The 6,179-nt window shown below is 46.5% G+C and carries 7 protein-coding genes and 1 tRNA gene; 5 read left to right on the top strand and 3 right to left on the bottom strand.

Features of this window, described 5'->3' with window-relative positions:
* Positions 1–493 precede the first annotated feature (493 nt).
* From HY877_01220 to HY877_01200, 5 genes are all read left to right on the top strand, one after another.
* Positions 494–868, top strand: coding sequence for a helix-turn-helix transcriptional regulator (locus HY877_01220; GenBank protein MBI5298907.1), 375 nt, complete (start codon positions 494–496; stop codon positions 866–868).
* Between the two features lie 38 nt (positions 869–906).
* Complete coding sequence (locus HY877_01215; GenBank protein MBI5298906.1) at positions 907–1,398, top strand: hypothetical protein; 492 nt, start codon at positions 907–909, stop codon at positions 1,396–1,398.
* A 46-nt stretch (positions 1,399–1,444) separates the two neighbouring features.
* A tRNA-Ser gene (locus HY877_01210) sits at positions 1,445–1,534 on the top strand.
* Between the two features lie 6 nt (positions 1,535–1,540).
* Complete coding sequence (arsB, locus tag HY877_01205; protein MBI5298905.1) at positions 1,541–2,587, top strand: ACR3 family arsenite efflux transporter; 1,047 nt, start codon at positions 1,541–1,543, stop codon at positions 2,585–2,587.
* A 56-nt stretch (positions 2,588–2,643) separates the two neighbouring features.
* Positions 2,644–3,339 (top strand): hypothetical protein, encoded by a 696-nt coding sequence (locus tag HY877_01200; protein ID MBI5298904.1) that lies wholly within the window; start codon positions 2,644–2,646, stop codon positions 3,337–3,339.
* A 5-nt stretch (positions 3,340–3,344) separates the two neighbouring features.
* Here the strand turns inward: HY877_01200 and HY877_01195 are convergent, their stop codons facing one another.
* The 3 genes from HY877_01195 to HY877_01185 all read right to left on the bottom strand — a co-directional run.
* On the bottom strand, positions 3,345–4,352 hold the full coding sequence (locus tag HY877_01195; protein MBI5298903.1) for a dipeptide ABC transporter ATP-binding protein: 1,008 nt from the start codon (positions 4,350–4,352) through the stop codon (positions 3,345–3,347).
* Positions 4,349–5,335: an ABC transporter ATP-binding protein gene (locus tag HY877_01190; GenBank protein ID MBI5298902.1), complete on the bottom strand. Its 987-nt coding sequence runs from the start codon at positions 5,333–5,335 to the stop codon at positions 4,349–4,351. The genes HY877_01195 and HY877_01190 overlap by 4 nt, the downstream gene beginning before the upstream one ends.
* The coding region (locus tag HY877_01185) for an ABC transporter permease (protein MBI5298901.1) at positions 5,332–6,179 on the bottom strand (848 nt) is incomplete at its 5' end. The genes HY877_01190 and HY877_01185, both read right to left, overlap by 4 nt.

Raw genomic sequence — 6,179 nt, 5'->3', positions numbered from 1 at the left:
ATCCGCGCGTGAATTTGCTCACAGCATTTGCATTCGGCGCCATCGGTACCATCTGGTTCGCCTTGCGCGGCCGTGACCTTGCGAAATGAGCGTTACATCTATCTGAATTTATTTGTTATTTATGGCCAAATTAAAATTATAGCAACTTTCGAATGCTAAATGACGATAATACCATTGAAGGTATTATTTAAATTGGTATAATACCTTTATGCAGAAATGGTCTGTTGAAATCAGAGAGCGAGTTCGAAAAAGGGATATACCCAAATTACCAAAAGATGTGCAGTTGATTTTCTCACAAGTTTTGACTGATCTGACAAACGAAGGACCGTTTCCCTATGGTTGGAATGTAAAACAATTGGAAAAAGGGAAGAACAGGATGTGGCTAAAACATAAATGGAGAGTCATTTATACCTATGAAAAGCAGGAGCTATTCATAGAAATCATTTACGCCGGATCCAAGGAAAACGTGCCTTACTAAAGGCGGGAGGTAATTATGAGCAGTAGAACAATCAAGATTGAGCATGGCAATGCCATTGTTTTGGTTCTGCACGTTGCCAAAGAACAGGAAAAGACCGTCAAAGATTTTTTCCGCACTACTTTGGAAAGGCTTGAAAAAATTATGACCGTTCCCGCTTCTGTCGTTCAGGGAGAGTTGCGCAAGAAAAACCCGATGATTGGAACTCCTGCAGGTGCTTTGAAGGCCTATAGATTGCGAGAGGGCTTGAGTCAAGCTGAACTGGCCAAAAAAGCGGGACTCAAACAACATCATATTTCTGAGATGGAAAAAAGAAAAAGAGGAATTGGTTCGAAATCGGCAAAGGCATTAGCAAAAGTTCTTAATTGCAAATTGGAACAACTGCTTTCCTAATCAACTTTTTAAGGAATTTGAATGTTTAAGGAGTTCTTATGAAAAGAAAAAGTTTTGTTTTTTTTATTTTTTGTATTTTGTCGGTTTCTCTTTGGGCCGAGAGCGAGTCCTCATTGGAGAAAAAAATTGTTGCTCAAACCAAAGCGCTTGATCCCGCCATTATTTCGGTCCGCCCCGCTTACGTTAGAGAACGAGATCGTCTTGATTGGATGCCGGTTGTAACTTTGGCGGCGAAGACTTCCGAAAAAAAACAACGTGAGATTGCCAAAAAATTGGCCGACCTGGTTGTACGTTTTCAGAATGGGGTCAGAACGGAAGATGTTGAGGGAGGGATGTTGGCCTCGTTGGAAGGAGAACATGGCTATCCAATCGTGGGACAGGTTTTCTACAACATTGTTCAGCATGATCCGCTGACAATCGAGGTGGGCATTGGTTTGCGCGCGGTTGAGGATGACGTTGTTTCTTCAAGTTGCTGCGCCACGGAAGAAATGATTGGTCGTATCGTCAAAAGTCGCTTTGTCTCTTTCTGATTGCCACCCCATTTTTTTCATATTAACACCGGAAATAATTTGATTTGGAGAGGTGACTGAGTGGTCGAAAGTGCTCGCCTCGAAAGCGAGTGTGCCCTTACGGGTACCGTGGGTTCGACTCCCACCCTCTCCGCCAAGAAGTATGAGAAAATTGTCATTTCTTGATCGCTATCTGACACTCTGGATTTTTCTAGCCATGGTTGTAGGCGTTGGTGGCGGCTATCTTTTTCCCGGTATTGTTCCTTTCATTAATCAGTTTAGTATCGGGACAACTTCTATTCCGATTGCGATCGGATTGATCCTCATGATGTACCCGCCTCTTGCCAAGGTTCGTTACGAAGAAATGGGTCCCGTTTTCAAAAATTTCAAGGTGCTGGGATTGTCTCTGATTCAAAACTGGATCGTCGGACCTTTTCTGATGTTCGGTCTGGCGATTCTTTTTCTCCACGACAAACCGGAGTATATGGTGGGTCTCATCATGATTGGTTTGGCCCGGTGTATTGCCATGGTGATTGTCTGGAATGATTTGGCCAAAGGCGATACCGAATATTGCGCCGGGTTGGTTGCCTTCAACTCGATTTTTCAGGTCCTGTTTTTTTCGGTTTATGCGTATGTTTTTATCACCGTTCTTCCGACATGGGTTGGATTGAAGGGAATGGCGGTTCACATCACTATTGGCGAAATAGCAAAAAGCGTCTTCATCTATCTTGGCGTACCTTTCCTTGCAGGAGCGATTACGCGGATTACACTTATTTCGATCAAGAACAAGGATTGGTATCATCATAAGTTTATTCCAAAGATCAGTCCGATTACACTTGTGGCCCTTCTCTTCACGATCGTTGTGATGTTCTCACTCAAGGGGGAATATATTCTTCAACTTCCTCTTGATGTTGTGCGAATCGCTATTCCACTTTTTGTGTATTTTGTTGTCATGTTCTTTATATCGTTCTTCATGAGCAAGAAGGTTGGTGCGACTTATGGTCAGTCGGCAACACTGTCCTTCACGGCGGCGTCCAACAACTTTGAACTTGCCATCGCTGTTGCCATTGCAACCTTCGGAATCAATCACGGTGCGGCTTTTGCGGCCGTCATCGGTCCGCTGGTCGAGGTGCCGGTCTTGATCGGGCTTGTCAATGTCTCGCTCTGGTTGGGGCGAAAATACTACCCGTTACAAGAGATAAAGGTGTGATGGGTATTCGATGTTTTTGGATTGAACGATGCGTTTGAAAACGGTATAAAAGCCGCATGAAAAAAAATCTATTTCCAGTAACTTTTGTTTTTTGCTGTTTGTCGCTTGCCATGAGTTTCACTGTGAATTCTGCAACGTCCGTCACTCCCATTCCGGGGGTTCCCAAAGGGGTTAACAAATTTTTGGATCAAACGGATATCAACCGTTTGGTTCATAAAGGATTTAAAGTTTACACTGGCAATGTTCCTCCCACCCTTAATGGAACTTATCTGCTCGACAAGATGACCGTGACCTACGATTCAGGCGGTTATGATGGCGCCTATCCGATCGGACATCAGATTGAAACCTATACCTATTCTTTTTCCAACCAGCATCCCGCAGGTCAGATTGATTTGAGTTACGAATCACCGGATGCCAATGACAAAGGAGTAGGGAAGGGTTCCTATCTTTCCGGCGCTGACAACTGTTTCACCATCTATATGGAGAAGAAGGGGGAAGAAAATGGGTGTCATTATCAGGGGGCCGTGGTTTTTTCCGGTTGCGTAGTGGCAGACGGACTTAAAAATGTTGGCGGTTCCTACACAATGAAGAACAAAGAGAAAACGTCTGCCTGTGCAGAAATGATGCCTGTCAATGCGTTTCGTATCTATAAAAAAGATGGGGGCTTAGCCCGCAAACTTAAACCGGGAGAGAATCCTTTCGGAACAGTTGAAGAAGCCTCCGAATCTTCTGAAGAATCTCCTCAAGATTAATTCCTTTATTTCTTCGCAAAAGGAAGTTCCAGCAAGTGACACGCGGTTTTGTGACCTGTTGTGTATTCCTTGAGTGGCGGGGGTACGGTGATGCAGTGGGGCATCACGTACGGACAGCGCGTGTGAAACGGACATCCGGTGGGTGGATTGATGGGGCTTGGGACATCTCCCTTTAAAATAATGCGTTCTCTTTTTCTTTGAATGGCGGGGTCGGGGATGGGCACCGCCGACAGAAGAGCTTGAGTGTAAGGATGCTGTGGATTTTCGTAAATATCTTTGTAATCGGCAATTTCAACAATGTGTCCCAGATACATCACCGCCACGCGATTTGAAATGTGACGGACAGCGGCGAGATCGTGGGCGATGAAAAGATAGGTTAGTTTGAATTGATCCTGCAAATCCATCATCAAATTTAAAATCTGCGCCTGAATGGAAACGTCGAGCGCGGAAATGGGTTCGTCGGCCACGATAAATTTTGGGTTCAGCGACAGAGCGCGTGCAATGCCGATGCGCTGGCGCTGGCCTCCTGAGAATTCGTGGGGATATCTGCGGATGAATTTGGGATTGAGTCCCACAATTTTGAGAAGTTCCTGCACGCGCTCTTCCAGTTGCCGTCCTTTGACGATACTAAAAATTCTGAGTGGTTCGCCGACAATGTCTCCCACCGTCATGCGGGGATTCAAAGAAGCATAGGGATCCTGAAAGATAATTTGAAAATCACGGCGGGCCAGTCTCAACTGTCCGGGGCTTAAACGCGTGATGTCTTTGCCATTGAAAAAAATCTCTCCTACAGTTGGCGGGATTAATTGTAAGAGAGCGCGTCCCGTTGTTGATTTGCCACAACCCGATTCACCCACCAACCCCAGCGTTTCGCCCGGCAGAATGGACAAATCAATTCCATCCACGGCTTTGACGTGTCCCACCACTTTTTTAAAGAGGGATCCCTTTTCAATGGGGAAATGAACGAAAAGATTTTTGGCCTCTACCAGAGGTTGTATTCCGGGAGTTGTCATTTCGTCACCTCTTTAGCCTGCCAGCAATGTGAAAAATGCCCGGGTTCAAAATTCTGGGCGATTGGATATTCTTTGCAACACCGCGCCACACGATAATCACAGCGGGGGTAATAGGGACAACCCTGTGGAAGATTCAATAGATCAGGAGGTTGTCCCGGTATGGTCGCAAGGCGGTCGGTTGTTGCTTCATCTAAACGTGGCACAGAACGGAGAAGTCCGACTGTATAAGGATGCTTCGGTTTTTCGAAAATTTCGCCGGCGGTTCCAAATTCCACAACGCGTCCCGCGTACATAACGGAAATGTGATCGCACATTGTGGCGGCAACACCCAGATTGTGGGTGACAAGAATAATGGTCATGTGAAATTCGCCCTGCAATTTTTTGAGCAGGTCCAGAATTTGCGCCTGAATGGTGACGTCCAACGCGGTGGTGGGTTCATCGGCGATCAACAATTTGGGCTGACACAAAAGCGCCATGGCGATCATCACGCGTTGGCGCATGCCGCCGGAAAATTGGTGGGCGTAATCGTGAATTCTTGTTTGCGGCGAAGGAATGCCAACCAGATCCAGCATTTCAACCGATTTTACCAGAGCTTGTCTGTATGTGATTCCTTTGTGAACTTGTAACACTTCTGTTAACTGTCTTGAAATTTTAAGAAGGGGATTGAGGGAGGTCATGGGATCTTGAAAGATCATCGAAACATGATTGCCGCGCACCCGGCGCATGGCTTCCGGAGCAAGGGACAAAAGATTTTTTCCTTCGAATAAAACTTCTCCGCCCACAATTTTACCCGGAGGTTCCGGAATTAAACGAAGCGCTGAAAGATTGGTGACACTTTTGCCCGAACCCGATTCCCCCACGATCCCCAAAGTGGCGCCGGGGGCAACATGGAAGGAAACTCCATCCACCGCTTTGACGATTCCTTCGCGTGTGAAGAAATAGGTTTTAAGATCCCGGACTTCAAACAAAGGTGCTGTTGTCACTGTTTCATCCTCGGATCGAGCGCGTCTCTAAGACCGTCTCCCAAATAGTTTAAAGCAAAAAGCAAAATGGCCAACAGCAATCCCGGGAAAAGAATCAGCCACGGATAGAGTTCCATGGCGGATGCTCCATCGGCCGCCAAGGAGCCCAAAGAGGCCATGGGTGCCTGTACGCCAAGCCCCAAAAAGCTTAAGAAAGCCTCTGTCAAAATAACGCTGGGAACTGTCAACGTGGAATAAACAATAATGGGTCCCAAGGCATTGGGAACCAGATGTTTGAAAATAATGGATCCGTTGGTGGCGCCAATCGCATGGGCCGCTTCCACAAATTCCTTGTTCTTGAGCGACATGATTTGTCCGCGGACAATTCGCGCCATGGTCAGCCATTGCACGGCACCGAGGGCTACAAACAACATTAGGATGTTGCGTCCGAAAATGGTCATCATAATGATAACGAAAATCACGTAGGGAAGGCCGTAGAGAATATCAACAAAACGCATCATCAGCGAATCAACTTTTCCTCCGAAGTAACCGGAGATGGCACCCCAGCTGACACCAATCACAAAACTCACAGCCGTGGCGATAAATCCGATGGCCAGTGAGATGCGCAAACCATAGATACAACGCGTGAGAAGATCTCTTCCCAAAACATCCGTACCAAACCAATGGGACAGAGAAGGCCCGTGTCCAATTTCGCTATAGACGATGGCATCGAACTCATACGGAACGATCCACAGCGTAAGCAGTGCCAGCAAAACACAGATCAAAACAAAAATGCCGCTTCCCACCGCCGCTTTGTTGCGTAAAAGACGGTACCACGCGTCTTTCCACAGGCTTGTCCCTTTTT

The organism is Deltaproteobacteria bacterium, assembly GCA_016213065.1.
Lineage (GTDB): Bacteria > UBA10199 > UBA10199 > SPLOWO2-01-44-7 > SPLOWO2-01-44-7 > JACRBV01.
The sequence above is the reverse complement of the archived record's forward strand: the minus strand, read 5'-3'. Positions and strand labels throughout refer to the sequence as shown.

Excerpts from the sequence above, each read along its gene's own strand:
- HY877_01220 (MBI5298907.1), top strand. The coding sequence starts at position 494 with ATGAGCAGTAGAACAATCAAGATTGAGCATGGCAATGCCATTGTTTTG.
- HY877_01215 (MBI5298906.1), top strand. The coding sequence starts at position 907 with ATGAAAAGAAAAAGTTTTGTTTTTTTTATTTTTTGTATTTTGTCGGTT.
- arsB (MBI5298905.1), top strand. The coding sequence starts at position 1,541 with ATGAGAAAATTGTCATTTCTTGATCGCTATCTGACACTCTGGATTTTT.
- HY877_01200 (MBI5298904.1), top strand. The coding sequence starts at position 2,644 with ATGAAAAAAAATCTATTTCCAGTAACTTTTGTTTTTTGCTGTTTGTCG.
- HY877_01195 (MBI5298903.1), bottom strand. The coding sequence starts at position 4,352 with ATGACAACTCCCGGAATACAACCTCTGGTAGAGGCCAAAAATCTTTTC.